The sequence below is a fragment of the Rhodohalobacter sp. 614A genome (assembly GCF_021462415.1).
Classification (GTDB): Bacteria; Bacteroidota; Rhodothermia; order Balneolales; family Balneolaceae; genus Rhodohalobacter.
Genome location: NZ_JAKEDS010000001.1, coordinates 310,042 through 326,841 on the forward strand (window position 1 = coordinate 310,042; position 16,800 = coordinate 326,841).

Genomic DNA, 16,800 nt, shown 5'->3' on the forward strand with positions numbered 1-16,800 from the left:
CAACTGAAAGATAGAAAAACGAGCTTAACATTTTGCCCTGCAATTATAAATCAAACCAAAATCTCCGGGCGATCCACCCACGAGGTAGCATCTTCAACCAAGGCAACTGCACTCTCATAATCTGAAGCCTCTGCATAAATTCTCAGAACCGGCTCCGTACCCGATGGCCGCACCAACAACCAGGAACCATTTTCCAACAGATGTTTTATTCCGTCTTTCATATTCCAATCCACCACTTTTAAACCGGCAATCGTATTCAGCTTTTTCTCTTCGCAATATTGGATCATAGCTTTCTTCTTGTGGTCTTCGGTGTGGATATCATTCCTGTAATAACTGTGCTTACCATATTCATCAAATAAATCCTGAATAAGCCGGCCGAGAGTTTTCCCGGATTTCACAACCATTTCGGTAATCAAAAGGCCAATATAAATTCCATCCCGTTCCGGCAGGTGTCCTTTCACAGCTATTCCGCCGGACTCTTCTCCCCCGGCCAGTATATCTTCATTAACAATTTTTTCGGCGATATATTTAAATCCGATAGGTGTTACATCCATCGTCAGGCCATATTTCTCTGCCTGTTTGTCGAGCATATTTGTTGTAGAAAATGTCTTCACAATTTTTCCGTTCATCTTTTTTTCCTGGTGAAGATATTCCACCAAAAGACTCAGAAGTTTATGTGAACTCACAAATGTACCGTTTTCGTCCACCATCCCAATGCGGTCCGCGTCTCCATCATTTGCGATACCTAATGCACAATTATTTTCAGCTATAAAATGAGAAAGCTCATCCAGGTTTTGCCCCATGGGTTCCGGCGCAATTCCACCAAATAACGGATTTAGTTCATCATGAATTTCCAAAACCTGCTCACCAAGCAACTGTTTCAATATGGTTCGCCCGGAACCGTACATCGGGTCATGCGCAATTTTAATTCCGTTTTGTTTGATGGCTTCGAGATCGATCAATTCACGAATTAAATCCAGGTATCCATCGGTGAAATTCATTTCACGAATCAAACCTTCCCGAACGCACTCCACGTAAGGTTTCGCAGACAGCGTTATATCATATAAATCCAGCCGTTGTTCAATCCCTGCAATTTGATCCGGGTTAGCGGAGCCACCAAATGGCGCTTTGATTTTATATCCATTGTACTCCGGCGGGTTATGGCTGGCGGTGACCACAACTCCTACCGCATCAAAATGGTTGGCAGCCCAACTTACTGCCGGTGTAGGTACTATTTGATTGGAAATACGAACAGGAATTTCCATTGCCGCAAAAATGACTGCTGCGTGTTTTGCGAATCGTTCACTGAGGAAGCGGGCATCATACCCAATCACAACGCCGTTTTCAGTCACTTCTTCATCACCAATCCATCGAGCAACGGCCTGGGTTACAATCCCCACATTTTCAAACGTATAATTTTCTGCGATAATCCCTCTCCAACCGTCCGTACCAAATTTAATGTGATTCATAATATCAAAATGCCTGACTTTTTCTTTTCTTTATTCTGATTTGATCGTTCTAAAGTACGGCGACTTCAAGATTAATTCTAATCTCTTCGTTGGTGATACCGGATCATTTCCCAGATAAAATTTTCGACTTTTGATTTGTAAATTTCACTGATTGTGATCTTTTATTTGTCGGATTTTAAAATGACTAAATAAACTTCAAATAGCTGTTTCAATGAATAGGTTTTTCTTTTTGGGAATATGGATGATACTTACCGCTACAAATCTTTTTGCTCAGGAACCGCTCGCAGATCAACTCAAGGAAAAGCTAAAATCCGAAGAATTTAATGTTAGTATTCTCCTTCAGGCAAATGGCTACTACTCATCATCAAATGAAGATCTAGCCAATGGGCTTTATTCGTTTGCATACAATGGCTACCCGGAGTTCAGCAAGTTTGATATCGGAGCAACACGGCTGGTTTTAAGCGGTACTGTTGACCATCATTATATTTATAAAATGCAGATGGATTTCCGGGGCCGCCCCAGCATTCTTGATGCGCAAGTGGGTTATAAATTTGCGGATGAATTCAAGCTGATTGCGGGAGCTTTCAAACCTTTTTTAAGTATTGACCTTGATCCCAATCCCGGCAAAACGGATATCATCGGAAGGGCAAGACATGTTCGCGCTATGATGAACACACGTGAAATCGGGCTCACCGCCTTAGGCGATATCGCTAATTTCAACTATCGGGTTGGAATGTATAACGGAACCGGCCTCTCACGAACCGGGACCGGTAAATTTTTATATACGTTAAGAGTTGGGTACACATTTAATTTCAGTGAATCCAGTGATCTTAAAATCGGATTCAACGCCGCCCATGATCAAAATGAGTTCATCCCTATTGGAAATACCGGGTTAACCTCCACCGGTGATCGGAATATTTTTGGGGTTTTTACTCAATATGATGACGATCGTTTTTTCGGAACATTTGAATATCAACTCTCCGGCTTTGAGGCGGTTGAATTCCAGGATGACGGATCTATAACAGGAGCCTTTGGTACACTGGGCATCCATGTTACGGACAAAACAGATGTTCTCGGCCGTTGGGATTATCTTCAACTTGACAATACTGGTGAACCAGGTACTGATGATTCCAGTCTGTACATTTTGGGGGTAAATCATTATCCAACCCAACTTATTAAACTCCAATTGAATCTTCTCTACTTGACTGAAGTGGACAATAGCAACCGGTTCGGGATGGCTGCCAATATGCAATTTCAGTTTTAGCCGAAAGCCTGCTGCTTCGAGCTGCAAATTGTTTACTGATAACCGTCTTGTTTCTGCCTCTCAAACCTCGTAATTTTAGGGTCTTTCGATTGATCGAAAATCAATCGTTACCAATCCAACCACGGGCCCGTAGCTCAGCCGGTTAGAGCAGTCGACTCATAATCGATTGGTCGGGGGTTCAAGTCCCTCCGGGCCCACTTTTATTCTCTCCCTCCTAACACTAAATCACATACCTCTTCATACTTTCCAAAGGTTTGGGGATCAATGATTTCTCTTCTCAGTACTTTCAACTTACTCTTTACGAAGGAACTACGGTACCGTCTTGGAATGTAGTCTCTTTTTGCTTCTTCAAATACATCTTCCTGAAGTCCCCGGGCAATGGTTACATGAGGTTTCTTAAAAATGAAAAAGTCTTTATTCGTATAGTTATAGAGCTGTTTAATACGATTAAAAGGACCTCTTAATTTTTGCAAATCTTCTGATTCGTCAACATGAATGTATATCACTTTGCTATTTCTTGAAAAACTATCATATCCATTTAATTCAATTTGTAAGGGTTTTAAGCGATAGAGAGCATCCTGTAATAATGCGAGAATCGTATCCTGATCCTGAACCCAGTAAGGAAATTGAGCAATGGTCATGTGGGGTATGGAAGTTCTGGAAGGAAAAGAACCAAATCTCTCAGCAAAATCTTCCTTTTGTTGAATCACATATTTATCCACCCATTTTGGAAGATCAAAAACAACCAAAAACTGATAGATCTGTTTCTTCTCTGTGAGTATGTTTTTTCTGCGGATTCGCTGTGCCATAGTTCTTAACCAAATCAGGTTCTATTTAACAAAATAAATCTGAACTTTCCACGCCCGAAACATCTTGTAGTACATAGAGTTCGAATAATAGTACTCTATTCCAGAGTTGTTTATTCATCTTGATTACGACATTGATATATGGCTGACCAACCAAAAGCAGAATTAAGCAGAGATCTGGGGCTTTTTACAATTACAATGGTTGGTGTTGGAGCGATGATTGGCGCAGGAATCTTCGTTCTGACTGGAATCGCAGCCGGCACAGCCGGACCCGCTCTTATGATCGCTTTTGCAGGAAACGGCCTGGTAACATTTCTGACTGCCCTTGCTTACGCTGAACTTGGATCAGCTATTCCCGAAGCCGGCGGTGGATATCTCTGGGTAAAAGAAGGCCTGCCCGGTCCCAATGCATTCCTGGCAGGATGGATGAGTTGGTTTGCCCATGCGGTGGCCGGAAGTTTATACGCACTGGGATTCTCTTCGTACTTAGGATTTATGCTGAATGAAATGGGAATGACGGCCGTAGCCGGAATCCCAATTGAGGGATGGCTCTTTCAAAAAGGACTCGCTGTAATCATTGCCATCATTTTTGTTGGGATTAATTTCAAAGGAGTTTCCGAAACGGGTTTGGCTGGCAATATTGTGACGATGGCAAAGATTACGATTATCGGAATTTTTATTGCCAGCGGACTTTATGCCATGTTTAACGAACCCACGTCCTGGGAAAATTTCACCCCGTTTGCGCCGGAAGGATTTGGCGGGGTTTTGTCAGCCATGGGGCTGACGTATATTGCATTCGAGGGATATGAAATCATCGTTCAGGCCGGCGAGGAGGTAAAAAATCCCAAGAAAAATATTCCACGCGCAGTATTTTGGTCGCTGGCTATTGTAATTCCCATCTATATTTTGGTTGCAATTACCTGCATTGGAGCAATTGATACCGGTTCAGATCTGGCCACCTGGCAATGGCTGGGTGATCACCAGGAACTTGGCCTGGCTGAGGCTGCCCGACAATTTATGCCGCTTGGAACCACTCTACTTTTGATCGGTGGAATCCTGTCAACCATGTCGGCATTGAATGCTACGACTTTCAGTTCAACCCGGGTCTCTTTTGCCATGGGCCGTGACCGAAATCTCCCCGACTTCTTTTCAAAAATCAACGACTCAACAAAAACGCCATATCTGGCTCTGATTTGCAGTGGCACTTTGATTATCATCATGGCTTTGGCGGTTCCTATCGAAGATGTTGCCGCCGCGGCCGATGTCATGTTCCTTCTTCTTTTCCTTCAAGTGAATGTTGCCATTATTACCATTCGCCGAAAATATGGAGACAAGCTCGACTACGGATTTCTTATCCCCTTTTTCCCGGCCACTCCAATCCTCGCCATCATCCTGATGATTGGCCTCGCCGCCTTCATGTTTCACTTTTCGCCCATCGCCTGGTTTTTTGTAATCGGGTGGATTGTCTCGGGTTTTGTGATCTATTACACCTATGCCCGGAAACGCGAGCGAGAGAAATCCGCGTCGCCGGTGGTTTTGGAAGAAACATGGTCAGGTGATGAAGACCGATATAGAATTTTGGTGCCGGTTGCCAATCCACGGAAATCAAAAAAACTGATTGATTTTGCAGCCATGATGGCCAAAAGAAAAGACGGAGAGCTAGTGTTGATGCACGTCATCAAAGTCCCGAGACAGTCTCCGCTGGGAGTTGGCCGCCAATACGTAAAACAGGCCCAGGAAAGAGTTTTAGATGATGCCATAGAAAGAGCCTCCGGATATGACATTCCTGTTAATACCATCATTCGCGTTGCAAGAAAACCTTTCAAAGCAATCATTGATGAAGTAAAAGAACGAAATGTAAATATGGTGGTGATGGGCTGGAAAGGCGCAACAAAAAATCCTGAAACAGTTATCGGCTCCAATATCGACAAGGTTTTGAAAGATGCGGATTGCGACATTGCCATTCTGAAAGGTGATGATTTCAGTGACATCAGAAAAATCTTAATCCCGATTACACATCAGGAACAAGCCCGGTTAATGCTTGAAGTGGGAGCCGCGTACAAGAAACAAAATCAATCCGAATTGCACTTATTTCATATTGTAGATCCCGCTACGGTTCAAAATGATGAAGAAAAACAACGCCGGCTGGACGAGCTTCATGAAGAGATTGGAGAAATTGAAGAGGAATTACAGGAAGTAAAAGAGGCCAAGGAATCTATAGAGCTGAAGACAAGCAAACATATCATTGGGGAAATTTCGAGCGCTTCGGACGAACATGATCTCACCATCATCGGGGCCAGTTCTGAAGGTTGGTTCAGAAAACTTATCGCAGGAACCCGGACCGAACGGCTTGTACATCGCATTAGCGGCAACCTGATTCTTGTGAAAGACCGAAGAAGCGGAATACAATCCAGTTTCCTGGATACCATCGAATTTTTCAAAAGCAAGGAACCCGAAAGTGTAGAGGAATAACCCTATGTCTATTGAAGATCTTAAAGAACAAAATATCTTACTTCCTGAAGAAGAATGGGGTAAGCATAGCCTTGATACGCCAATAGCTCAAGTCCCGGTTTTAATCCTGTTCCTGTTTGCAGTGGCTTCATGCATTATTGCTTTCTTGGGAAATGGCAATACCTGGACGTGGATCGGTACAATCGTGTTTTTTCTTTCATTTTTTGGGATCATCATTTTATCGGACCGGGGCATTCAGAAACAGCGCGAACGCTTCAAAAAAGAGAAGAGAGAGTTTCAAAATCAAAAAAATAGTAAGGATTTATAGAATAACGTTTCATCTCATTTTCAGGAAATCAAAATTCACTTTTCCTGTAACCCGAAATTACCCGGACTCGTAAAAACTTTTATCTGAATTGAAGGTATTCACAGTATTTCAATTCCTTCCGGGATAACTGGCTTTCCTTTTTTAGATCCTGTTCCCAGGAATTTTACTTCACATGGGAGACGTGTAGAAAGTTGGAATGGATAAAGAATTTAATATATCGGGCGATACACAACATGAACATGAAACAGTTTTTAAACGTACATTCTCAGAACCGCTATCTGCTAATATTTTTTGCTGTTCTCTTCATTAGTCCGGTTAAAACGTACGCTCAGGATTCAACCGCTACTCCATACACAAACAACACCATTGTGTTGCCTGCTTTAGGTTCGAGTCCTGAAACGGGCTTCCTCTTTGGTGGGGTTGGATTTCATCAATTCAAGATGGGTGATCCACAATCAGATACACGAACTTCTTCGATTGTAGCGGCCGGAATTTACACCTTGAATAACCAGGCTTCTCTTGTGTTGAAACCTTCCCTGATCCTGGAAAATGAATCCTGGATTTTGAATGGAATGTACGGTTATAGTTATTTTCCCGAAGCTTTTTGGGGTGTGGGATCCAGCCTGGATAATGATAATGAAATGAAATTAATCAATCGCCAGATTTTTCTGAGTCAATCCGCTCTGCTCCAGGTACTCCCAAAGTTATTTGTCGGGCCGCAGGTTCGGTGGACAAAGAATTATAATATGCGATTTGAAACTCCGGATGGCGATAAAATTAATGCTCCTGCCTACACCGGAACAGAAGATTACTCTGTTACCAGTTTGGGTTTTACACTCCTTTGGGATGCACGAGACCGCATCATGTTTCCTACTAAAAACCATTTGCTTCAGCTCGATATTATGACAAATCCCTCAGGTTTGAGCACCATAGACAGTTACACAACTTACATGCTGGATGCCAGAAAATATCATGATCTTTCCAATGACGGATCGTCTGTTTTGGCATTCCAGTTTATCACAAAACTAACCAGCGGTAAACCTCCGATTCATGACCTGGCGATGCTTGGCGGAGAAAGCATCTTGCGTGGATATTACGAGGGACGTCTTCGGGACCGGCACGGAGCTCAAATACAGGGAGAACTTCGTCAGCAGATTTGGGGAAGAATAGGAGTGGCGGTTTTCGCTTCCGGGGGCCAGGTTTGGGATTCGTTCGACAACATGAGTCTTGAGAATGTGCACCTTTCAGCCGGTGGCGGACTTCGTTTTAATCTAAACAAGGATGATCCCACCAATATTCGTGTGGATTACGGAATCGGGAAGAATACCACCGGACTCTATATCACCGTCGGGGAGGCATTTTAAACTGGTTTTCGAATTCCAATATCATGGATTCTGCGGTCTGCCATATATGCTGAAAGTCCGAAAAGGTCCAGACAAAAAATAAAGATCGCAGTTACTCTTCGAAAACAAGGCTATCCGGTTCAGCTCCGAGTTCTTTCAGGTATTCCATCATGTTTTCGATGAACTTGGGTGGCCCACAAACATAGAAAGGCTGGCCAAAATCGGTAATTTGTTCTTTGAGAAAATCTTTATCGATAAAACCATCAAGAAAAATATCCTGATCTGTGCCTTTCTCATTAGAGAGAACTGAGATAAAATCCTCATTCAGCATCCGTTCAAACTCTCCTCTCAAGATAACATCTTTTGCCGTTTTGTTTGAAAAGATGAGCTTATTTCCCTTCAGTTCTTCATTTTTGTAAAGTTGCCGTAAGATGGCTATAAATGGAGTTACACCGGCTCCGCCCGCCAGAAAAACTCCCGGGCCTTTATATTCAATCGTTCCCCACGGATCATCAATAATAAACTCATCACCAACTTTTAGTTTCCCGATTTGATCCGTAACCCCATCATGATCCTCATAAATTTTAATGGTGAACTGAAGGTTTGGATCTTCATTCAGCGATGTAAATGTAAAGGGGCGTTTTTCATCCGTCCACTTGTCTTTGTTGATAGCTACTTCCGTAGCCTGCCCCGGCGTAAATGAATAACCGTCGGGCTTTTCGTAGGTAAACTGTTTTACATCGTGAGTAATTTTCTCAATTGATTTGATGGCGACTGTATAACTCATTGCAGGTCATTTTCTTGAAGTTCAACTTTATACTTTTTGAAAGAGAAGTGACTCGTAATTCGTTCCGTTGGATCCTTCAATTACGGCAAAAAAAATGCCCCAAGCACGGGTACATACTTGGGACATTCTCTGTATGAATGACTGCCTTGTATTCAAGCTACGGTAAACTCAGGAGGTGAGTTTTAGAATACCAGACAATTCACGTTGTGAACTATGCTACAATCCATTGAGAAAATAATGAAACGAAATTCATCAAACAAATAAAAAAAGTAAATAATTGATAAATATTTTCATTTTCTTTTTATTGATTCTTCAGAATCTTGCCATTCGAAATGTATCGGCAAAATTCAAGTCTCATACATTCTCTGAAGAATTCTTGTCAGGTCTCTTTTTCAGGTCATTAAAAACAAATATTGAAACTCTATGAATATTCAATCCTTTACATTTTTTCTTATTCTTTTCCTTGTCTTCTCTTCTCCGCAACACGTTCGCTCGCAGTCATTAACCGAAACCAATCTGCTGGTTCAAAAAACCAATGATTTCACGGTTAACGGAACCGGTGACTCCGAAAATTGGTCGGAAACCAACTGGGTAGAATTAATCCAGCGGACCAATCACCAAAACGACTCTGACAGAAAAACATCTGTTAAAGTCCTTTACTCAGAAACCGGTATCTACTTTCTTTTTCGTTGTGATGATGACCTGGTTTCCTCAACCATCACTTCACACTTTGAAGAACTGTGGCGTGAGGATGTAGTGGAAGTTTTCATATGGCCCAATGAGGGAGAAGAAGTTTATTTTGAATATGAACTATCCCCTCTTAATTATGAATTGCCCATTCTCGTTTCCAGAACCGATTCCGGTCAGTCTCATTGGATTCCATTTACATTCAGTTACGACGAGGGTTTTTCCCGAAAGACTGTTCATCAAACATCGGCAACCGGAGGCATTTTGAAAAGCGGAGAGGAAATTTCTGAATGGAGAGCGGAATTCTTCATTCCATTTGAGCTTTTAATACCGCTCAAAAACAGAATTCCAAAATCAGGTTCAACCTGGAGAGCCAATATTTACCGTGTAGATCACGATTATGGAACAACCAACTGGACGTGGCAACCCGTTACAACGAATTTCCATGACCTTTATAGTTACGGAACACTCGTTTTTGAATAATTAAAACCTCAGGATTAAACCTCTCCAGCAGATTGGCCGGGTTGCAGAATTCCACCCGGCAATTCCATTATATCGATCTTGCGGAAATGAATTTCGGCACCTTCAGCTTCAGGACAAATATATCCCTTTTTTCTTTGGGTAGATCTCATACCATTCACAAACTTTCCGTTGACACTTAGCTTGATGGTGCCGTCAATACAGACAACGATATACCGGTTCCAGTTTCCAGCCCTTTTTACTCTGTTTTCGAGAGCGTAACTCCTGCCTTTCACCACATCAGACGGATTGTCGGGAATGGTTCCTTTTAAACCCATAACAGGAAAAAGATGGCCGTGCGCATATTCAACAGGTCTTTCGTTTATTTCCGGCCATCCGGGATCAAGCATTTGAATCTCGACGCCCGTTGGAAAAGGCTCATCTTTATAAGGAGTGCCATCAGCCCAGATGAAAAACCCCGAATTTCCACCTTCATCCACAAATTTCCACTCAACGTCCAGAATAAAATTTTCATACTGTTTTTCCGTCCTCATTACCCCTATAGGTTTGCCAGTACAAACCAGAGCTCCATCCTTCACTTTCCAGGTATCTTTGGATGTATTAACATCCGTAAAGCCGGTTAGATCCCGGCCATTAAAAATGGGTTGAAAACCAGGGATTGTTTGATTATCAGCCCCAATCTCACCAGAACCCATGATTCCAAATAAAGACCACACTGCCGCGGCTGAAAAGCTACCCTTTAAAAAATCATCTCTATTCATATCAATCCAAAGATTCTGTGAAGTGTAATTTCAGTGCTATGAATGTCAGCAATCCTAAACCTGACTAACATAAATCATATGCTGATTTTTCCTTTATCTAAAAGAAAAATACTATATGAAACAAATATTTATAAAAAATAAGGCTACGAAAAATATTACCTTTCAAATAAAAGACGTTTACAGTACATTGACAAAAGAAACATTCAAAATGAAAGCATTTTCAAAGCATACTCTTATTCAATGAATCACACCAAACTCCTCCTACTTTTCTCCTCCGTTTTACTTCTGATTTTGTCCGCCTGCCAAAATAAATCCGCTGAATCGGATAGCTTTTACAGTATTGAAGATTTTCAAAGTGTAGAAAAAATTGATGCCCATGTTCATTTGAATATAGCCAACCCCGTGGTTATTGAACAGGGAATTGAGGATAACATGAAATTGATTACCCTGAATGTTGCCAACGGAAGAACACCGGTGGCGGAGCAGCAACGTGTAGCTCTCGAGCTAAAGAATGATTATCCCGACAGGCTGGCGTACACCTCTGCTTTTTCCCTGGAGGGTTTTAATGATTCCGAAACCTGGCAGCAGAACACGATGGATTATCTTGAACAATCTTTTGAAAATGGAGCCATTGGCGTAAAAGTCTGGAAAAACATCGGTATGGAATTGCAAGATGAAGATGGAAATTTTGTGATGGTCGACGATCCTCAATTTGATCCCATTTTCGAATATCTCTCCCAGAACAACATTCCCCTTTTCGGTCATATCGGCGAACCCAGAAATTGCTGGCTTCCTCTTGAAGAAATGACTGTAGCAAATGATCGTGATTACTTCGAAAACAATCCGAAATATCATATGTATCAGCATCCGGAATATCCATCTTACGAAGAGATTGTCGCAGCGCGGGATAACATGCTGGATAAGAATCCGGACCTGGCTTTTTTCGGAGCCCATCTTGGCAGTATGGAATGGAGTATTGAAATGATGAGTGAGCATCTGGATAAATATCCGCATATGATTCTTGGCATGGCTCATCGAATTCCGCACCTGCAATACCTCGCTCAAAAAGACCGCGAAGCACTTCGAAACTTTTTTATCAAATACCAAGACCGCTTTTTATACTCAACCGATCTTCACCTTTATGATTCTTCCAATCCCGAAGAAGTAAGACAGCTTGCTGCGGATACATGGAAAAAAGACTGGGAGTTTTTTGTAACCGACAATACCCTCGAAGTATGGCAGGTAGAAGGAAGTTTCCAGGGGCTGAAATTACCAAAAGAAGTGGTTGATAAAATTTATCGCGAAAACGCTCGTGACCGGATTCCCGGCCTCGGTCTTTAACTTTTTTGAACCATACTTTTTTTTGAAATGGATAAAATTGATAATTCGCTGCTAGATAATTACGGACGCCTTTTATCGCTCGATTTTTACAGAGGGTTCACCATGTTTTTGCTGATAGCTGAGGGAGCCGGATTGTGGATAGCTATCAGCAACTCTTATTTTGACGGCAGTATTATAGGAGCTATTTCCACTCAATTTCATCACCATCCCTGGAACGGCTTACGTTTTTGGGATCTTGTTCAGCCTTTCTTCATGTTTATTGTTGGGGTGGCCATGCCCATCTCATTGGGCAGACGATGGGCCCGTGGCGATTCCTGGGAAAGCACTTTCAAACACGTGCTATATCGTGCATTCATGCTTCTCCTCCTCGGATTAACCATCCATTGTGTCTATTCCGGCGAGATTGTTTTTGAACTTTGGAATGTCCTTTCGCAACTCTCGTTCACTTATCTTCTAGCCTTTCTCATCATGAGAAAAAGCTGGAAATTTCAGATCAGTTTCTCCGTTGGGCTGTTATTACTTACGGAGTTTCTCTACCGAATTTGGTGGGTTGAAGGATTTAATCAGCCTTTTACTCCGGACCAAAATTTCGGTACATGGATGGATCTCCTGTTAATGGGAAAAATTAGTGGTGGACACTGGGTAGTCATTAATGCCCTTCCAACAGCCGCTCACACCATTTGGGGAGTTATTGCTGGTCAGCTTTTGATCAGCAATCGTGAAACCAGCGAAAAATTTAAAAAATTAATCATCTTTGGTGTTGGTTTAGCCATTCTTGGATACCTGATGGATCCCTTGATTACTCCCATCATTAAACGGATTGCAACCACTTCGTTTACGATTGTGAGCGGTGGATGGTGTCTTTTGGTATTGGCCGGCTCCTTCTACGTTTTTGATGTAAAAAAATGGCAAACAAATTCAGCTCGCTTTTTTGCCATTGTCGGTATGAATCCGCTGTTTATTTACCTGTTCAGTGAGTTTGGTGTAGTGGATTGGCTGTACGACTTTGTTCAAATTTTTACGACTGATATTTTGGGAATTGTAGCCATGCCTGAAGCCTGGATTAATGTTTTTACAGCATCCATTGTTCTCGGGTTGATGTGGTATATCACATACTTTCTGTACAAGCGGAAAATTTTTATTTCGATTTAGATTTCAATCCCAAAAAATGTTTGTAGAGTATGGATGAAAATCAGTTTCAATACAAATCATGCTCTACAATCATTTTCGGTTTTGTAAACCTGTTTTTCTTTTTCCTTGTAGTCCTTTCAATACCACAGCCTCTTTTTGCACAGGGAAATATCTACAAATTAACTCCGGAACTTCATCATCTGCGAACAACTGATGCCAGAGAGTGGAGTGATTTTCCACAAGAGAATCTACTGAAAGAATTTAAGACCCGGTTTGAAGCAAAGGAAAATCAAACTGAATTCACGCTTCGGCTTCGCCAGATAAATGTGAAGCAAAATTGGGAAATCAGCCTGAACGGTGTTCCATTAACGCGTCTTCATCAAAATGAAGCTGATATCATTGCCTACTTTATCATACCGGCAGGGATTTTAACCTCAGGACAAAATGAGCTGGCTATTCAACAATCCAATCAACTGCCGGATGATATTATAGTTGGAGATATACAAATCATCCAACAAACTGTTGAGAACGTGTTAAAAAATGGCGAAGTAATTGTTCGCGTAGTAGATCGTGACACCGGTAGTCCATTGCCTTCGCGAATTACCGTTGTCAATGAACACCAATCACTCCAAACCATCTGGCCTTCTGCAGACAGCCTGACCACCGTACGCCCCGGCGTTATTTATACAGGAACGGGATCTGCCAATTTTTTTCTTCCTGAAGGCAAATATACAATCTATGCTGGAAGGGGAATGGAATACAGTGTCGACTCTACAGCGGTTTCCATCACCGGTTCAGATCAACTTTTTGAGACAGAGCTTTCTATTTATCGTCAGGTTGACACAGAAGGATTTATCAGTAGTGATACACATATTCACACTTTTACCCACTCGCGGCACGGCGATGCTTCCATTCACGAAAGGATGCTGACAATTGCCGGCGAAGGAATTGAGCTGCCCATTGCAACAGATCATAATCTCCATATAGATTTTAAGCCTGCTGCTGAGAAAATGAAGATTGACAACTACTTTACACCGGTAATTGGAAACGAAGTCACAACCCCTTTGGGGCATTTCAATGTCTTCCCGGTATTGGAAAAAGCCCCGCCGCCGGAATCCAACATCGAAAATTGGGAGATTTTATTCGATCATATATATGATACTCCCAACGCATCCGTCGTAATTTTCAATCACGGACGTGACATTCACGGAGGATTCAGACCTCTCGACAGTGAATTCTTTAATGAAATAACCGGAACATTTCAGAAGGGTTTCAATCCTGAATTTAATGCCATGGAAGTTCTCAATTCCGGAGCTCATCAATCGGATATTATGCAGCTTTTCCATGATTGGTTTGCCATGACGAACCGCGGATATACCCTGACACCCGTTGCCGGAAGTGACTCTCATGACGTCAATCGTTACATCCTGGGACAAGCAAGAACCTATATCGAATTCCCGGATGATGACGTCTCAAATATGAATATTCCGAAAGCATCTGAACGGATTGTACAGGGCAAAGTTGGCATTGGAATGGGACTTTTTACCACCATGACTGTAAATGAAATGTTTACTGCCGGCGATCTTGTACCGGTCCGGGATTCCATAGAAGTTTCGATTCGCGTTCAGGGACCCGATTGGATAGATGCCGATGTAATCGAATTATACCAAAATGGCCAGATCGTCCGATCAGAAAAAATCTCAACAAAATCCCGCGCCGGACTGAAATGGGAAGGAAGCTGGAATCTCCCAAAACTTAATCATGACTCCTTCCTGGTTGCTATCGCACGAGGTCCCGGAATCACAAAACCATTCTGGCCCATTGCACGTCCCTGGGAACCTAAATCGATCGAATGGACGCCTGAAGTAATCGGGACAACAGGTGCAATTTGGCTGGATGAAGATGGAAATGGAAAAAGAACTTCTGCTTTTGAATATGCAACTGAAGTCATGGAATTATCAGAGGGCTTTTTTTCTGAATTACTTCAACAGCTCGAAAATTTTGATCAGGCCGTAGCTATTCAGGCTGCCGGTATATTTTTTGAAGAACATTCCAATCAACTTCCACTTTCAGAAGAAATGCACCGTTTAATCGAAGCTTCTGCTCCCCAGGTTAGGAAAGGGATGAACATGTACCTGGATTATCAGAAACAGATTGGAGAGTAATTACAGCAAACTTTCTGCTGTTATAAATTCCCTTTGCCCATCTCTTCAACCGCAAAATGAGCAGCACGAGCTGTAATCGCCATAAATGTTAACGATGGGTTTTGAGTAGATGTGGTGGTCATGCAGGCTCCATCCGTTACAAAAACATTTTTACAGGAATGAATCTGGTTCCACTTATTCAGAACAGACGTTTTAGGATCTTTACCCATCCGCACACCGCCCATCTCATGAATATCCAGTCCGGGATTCTGGTTGTTGTCTCCGGTTTGAATATTTTTTACACCTACAGCATCCAGAATGTCTACGGCTTTATCCAGGAAATCATTCATCATTTTTACATCGTTTTCGCCGTAATCGATTGAAATAACGAGTTGAGGAAAGCCCCATTCATCTGTTTCGGTTTCGCTTAAGCGAACGTGATTTTCATATCGGGGAATAACTTCGCCCGACATTCTTCCGCCAATTCTCCAGCTTCCCGGTTCCATAAGTTCATTTTTCAGATCAACACCAATTTTTGAAGAACTGAAACCTCGTCTCCATCCCGGGCGGCTGGCATTAATCGAGATATGGTAGCGTCCCTGGAAATCCGCATCACTTTCCTGTTCAAAAACATTTCTGAATGGTGGAATCAGCGGACCGGTAGGCCTTCTTCCGTAATAATATTTATCATCAAAGCCTTCGATATCGGCACTGATTCTGCCCCGGTAGTTATGAAATCCGAGGTAGTGTCCCAAGACTCCACTGTCATTACCCAGGCCATTCGGGAATCGGTCGGACGTACTGTTCAGAAGAATCATATTTGAATTGATACAAGCTGCATTCACAAAAATAATCCGGGCATAATATTCCGTCATTTCTTTTGTATTTGCATCAACCACGCGAACGCCTATGGCTTTCTCCTTATCTTTATCATAAATAATAGAATGGACAACAGAGTGGGTTCGAATCGTCAAATTGCCGGTTTGCATGGCCCAGGGCAGAGTTGTTGAATTGGAACTGAAATAAGCTCCGTACGGACAACCGCGCTGGCACATGTTCCTTGCCATACATTGTCCCCGTCCTTGCTGGCGGTGAATATCTTGTACTTGTGTCAGATGAGCACACCGACCCTGGATGTAATATCGATCTTTAAAAGAAGATTCTATTTTCTGTTTCATGTGTTCTTCCACACAATTGAACTCAAACGGTGGAAGAAACTCGCCATCGGGAAAATGCTCAAGGCCATCTTTATTTCCGCTCCATCCGGCAAACTTTTCAACTTTGGAATACCAGGGAGCTAAATCATCATATGTGATAGGCCATTCAATTCCATATCCATCCCGGCCGGGGGCTTCAAAATCGTATTTACTCCAACGCTGGCAACCACGTGCCCAAACCAAAGATTTGCCGCCTTCCTGGTAACTTCGGATCCAATCAAACGGCTTTTCCTGGATGTAGGGTTGTTCCTCATCTTTTACAAAGAAATGCTCGGTGGTTTTATCGAAAGCATAGCATTTAGCAATGATAGGATTCCTTTCGAGCATTTCTTGCGGCAACCGGGCGGCATGATCTACCTCCCAGGGATCCTTCATTGCTGTAGGATAATCGCCATGTTTAACGGGTCTTCCCCGTTCCAATACCAGCGTTTTAACTCCCTGGTCACAAAGTTCCTTGGCTGCATATCCGCCACTCATTCCTGAACCGATGACAATAGCATCGAACGTTCTTTCCTCTTTGGATTGACCGATATACATCATAATTGAAGGTAGACTTAGGCCTGAGAATTATTTTTTAATAGATATAAAATT

13 protein-coding genes and 1 tRNA gene are annotated in these 16,800 nt (G+C 42.4%); 9 read left to right on the top strand and 5 right to left on the bottom strand.

Annotated features, from left to right (window positions below; translation table 11 throughout):
- Positions 1–50: 50 nt before the first annotated feature.
- Positions 51–1,469, bottom strand: a complete 1,419-nt coding sequence (locus L0B18_RS01185; protein WP_234567285.1) for a phosphoglucomutase/phosphomannomutase family protein — start codon at positions 1,467–1,469, stop codon at positions 51–53.
- Between the two features lie 211 nt (positions 1,470–1,680).
- On the opposite strand from L0B18_RS01185, the gene L0B18_RS01190 reads away from it, so the two are divergent.
- Both L0B18_RS01190 and L0B18_RS01195 read left to right on the top strand, forming a co-directional pair.
- A complete protein-coding gene (locus L0B18_RS01190) occupies positions 1,681–2,733 on the top strand; it encodes a porin (RefSeq protein WP_234567286.1) in 1,053 nt (350 codons plus the stop codon).
- Between the two features lie 123 nt (positions 2,734–2,856).
- Positions 2,857–2,930: transfer RNA gene (locus L0B18_RS01195), tRNA-Ile, on the top strand.
- Between the two features lie 3 nt (positions 2,931–2,933).
- On the opposite strand, the gene L0B18_RS01200 is transcribed toward L0B18_RS01195, so the two are convergent.
- The gene (locus L0B18_RS01200) at positions 2,934–3,542 is read right to left on the bottom strand and encodes a 2'-5' RNA ligase family protein (RefSeq protein ID WP_234567287.1); all 609 of its coding nucleotides are present in this window, start codon (positions 3,540–3,542) and stop codon (positions 2,934–2,936) included.
- A 138-nt stretch (positions 3,543–3,680) separates the two neighbouring features.
- Between L0B18_RS01200 and L0B18_RS01205 the strand changes: the two genes are divergently transcribed.
- The 3 genes from L0B18_RS01205 (at position 3,681) to L0B18_RS01215 (ending at position 7,682) form a co-directional block, all read left to right on the top strand.
- A complete protein-coding gene (locus L0B18_RS01205; RefSeq protein ID WP_234567288.1) occupies positions 3,681–6,011 on the top strand; it encodes an amino acid permease in 2,331 nt (776 codons plus the stop codon).
- Positions 6,012–6,015: 4 nt separating this feature from the next.
- Entirely contained in the window at positions 6,016–6,318 is a 303-nt protein-coding gene (locus tag L0B18_RS01210; protein WP_234567289.1) for a hypothetical protein, read from the top strand.
- Positions 6,319–6,557: 239 nt separating this feature from the next.
- A complete protein-coding gene (locus L0B18_RS01215) occupies positions 6,558–7,682 on the top strand; it encodes a BamA/TamA family outer membrane protein (protein WP_234567290.1) in 1,125 nt (374 codons plus the stop codon).
- Positions 7,683–7,773: 91 nt separating this feature from the next.
- On the opposite strand, the gene L0B18_RS01220 is transcribed toward L0B18_RS01215, so the two are convergent.
- Complete coding sequence (locus L0B18_RS01220) at positions 7,774–8,448, bottom strand: FAD-binding oxidoreductase (RefSeq protein WP_234567291.1); 675 nt, start codon at positions 8,446–8,448, stop codon at positions 7,774–7,776.
- Between the two features lie 423 nt (positions 8,449–8,871).
- On the opposite strand from L0B18_RS01220, the gene L0B18_RS01225 reads away from it, so the two are divergent.
- Positions 8,872–9,618, top strand: coding sequence for a carbohydrate-binding family 9-like protein (locus tag L0B18_RS01225; protein ID WP_234567292.1), 747 nt, complete (start codon positions 8,872–8,874; stop codon positions 9,616–9,618).
- A gap of 14 nt (positions 9,619–9,632) precedes the next feature.
- Here the strand turns inward: L0B18_RS01225 and L0B18_RS01230 are convergent, their stop codons facing one another.
- Positions 9,633–10,376, bottom strand: coding sequence for a 3-keto-disaccharide hydrolase (locus L0B18_RS01230; RefSeq protein ID WP_234567293.1), 744 nt, complete (start codon positions 10,374–10,376; stop codon positions 9,633–9,635).
- Between the two features lie 240 nt (positions 10,377–10,616).
- Here L0B18_RS01230 and L0B18_RS01235 point away from each other — a divergent pair, with 240 nt between their 5' ends.
- From L0B18_RS01235 to L0B18_RS01245, 3 genes are read left to right on the top strand one after another with little or no spacing between them, the layout of a single operon-like run.
- A complete protein-coding gene (locus L0B18_RS01235) occupies positions 10,617–11,717 on the top strand; it encodes an amidohydrolase family protein (RefSeq protein ID WP_234567294.1) in 1,101 nt (366 codons plus the stop codon).
- Between the two features lie 27 nt (positions 11,718–11,744).
- Positions 11,745–12,869, top strand: a complete 1,125-nt coding sequence (locus tag L0B18_RS01240) for an acyltransferase family protein (protein WP_234567295.1) — start codon at positions 11,745–11,747, stop codon at positions 12,867–12,869.
- Positions 12,870–12,898: 29 nt separating this feature from the next.
- Positions 12,899–15,013 carry a CehA/McbA family metallohydrolase gene (locus L0B18_RS01245; protein WP_234567296.1) on the top strand — a complete coding sequence of 705 codons (2,115 nt, stop codon included), beginning with the start codon at positions 12,899–12,901 and terminating at the stop codon, positions 15,011–15,013.
- A 20-nt stretch (positions 15,014–15,033) separates the two neighbouring features.
- On the opposite strand, the gene L0B18_RS01250 is transcribed toward L0B18_RS01245, so the two are convergent.
- Positions 15,034–16,749 (bottom strand): GMC oxidoreductase, encoded by a 1,716-nt coding sequence (locus tag L0B18_RS01250; protein ID WP_234567297.1) that lies wholly within the window; start codon positions 16,747–16,749, stop codon positions 15,034–15,036.
- Positions 16,750–16,800 lie beyond the last annotated feature (51 nt).